1 protein-coding gene is annotated in these 1,134 nt (G+C 25.2%); it reads left to right on the forward strand.

What is annotated here, in order from left to right:
• The first annotated feature begins 313 nt into the window (after nt 1–313).
• Nucleotides 314–526 (forward strand): hypothetical protein, encoded by a 213-nt coding sequence (locus tag WJW32_RS12365; RefSeq protein WP_340258775.1) that lies wholly within the window; start codon nt 314–316, stop codon nt 524–526.
• The last annotated feature ends 608 nt before the right edge of the window (nt 527–1,134 follow it).

Genomic DNA, 1,134 nt, shown 5'->3' on the forward strand with positions numbered 1-1,134 from the left:
AAAAGTTTGTCAGTACTCAGTAACTGACTTTATGTGTTGTTTCCGAAAATCACTGTTTGTGATTTATTTATAACCTACTGTTTAATTTTCAAAGTTCATTTATTTACTTCGTGTGTTTCGTGTTTGCCTCGTTGTTGAGGACAAGTAATAATATATCACCATTCGACACATCCGTCAACACTTTTTTTAAAGTTTTTAATTATTTTATTTATTTTTTAATTAATCACCTTTCAAGTAACTCTAAACATAGTATATCTTAGAAAAACATTTTTATTCATTAAATTTAATTTTTTTATTATTAAGGAGGATTTTTATGTTTGATACTGATTTCAACAGAAAAAAAATAGATAAATTTGGTTATGTATATCATAAAAACGGATTTAATTATCTTGCCTTTATAAAAAAAGACGATAGGAACTATTACTATCTATGTAGATGGGATCCTTGTTCTAGACAATGGTCTTATAAAGAAGTTAAAAAAAATAATGTAAAGCACATAGAATATTTCAAACCTAATCCATGTTAGAAAGGATGCTATGGTCAGCCTTTCAGTTTGAATACAAAACTTATGTATTTAGCTATGCTATACATAAGTTTTTCTTATTTATATATATCGCATTAAATACTTCACATTCTATAAGCAACTCTCTCATCACGAAATAACTCTATGCTTGAAATCAATAAAATGTAATATATTAATTACAACTTACTATAGTAATCATTTTACTTCTATTATGATACTTTTAAGAATGCTTTTATTTGAATTTTTAAATAATCAACTTTATATATCTATATTGTCGCCTATGTTTATAGCTCCTTGTGGGATTCTCATAGGTATTCTTTCTATAGTTATATTTCCTAGCAAATTAGGAATATTCGGTATTATAGGTAATGTCTTAATGTTTTTATTCCCATTTATAGTTTGGCCTTTAACTGTTATTATTTTTGGTCCTTAATTTTTTGAAAAAAATCATAAAATATTGTATCAGCTAAATTAAAATGAGGATAGTTTAAATGTTAGCTACCTAAATTTCGTACAAACGAAATCTGGGTTATTTTTTTAGGGTCTGTAGGTTATTAAAAATTAAAACTTCATCCCCTATTTTTACCATAGAATAAAAGACAAAAAAATAA

It is taken from the genome of Tepidibacter sp. Z1-5, assembly GCF_037844525.1.
In the GTDB taxonomy this organism is placed as follows: Bacteria; Bacillota; Clostridia; order Peptostreptococcales; family Peptostreptococcaceae; genus Tepidibacter_A.

Excerpts from the sequence above, each read along its gene's own strand:
- WJW32_RS12365 (WP_340258775.1), top strand. The coding sequence starts at position 314 with ATGTTTGATACTGATTTCAACAGAAAAAAAATAGATAAATTTGGTTAT.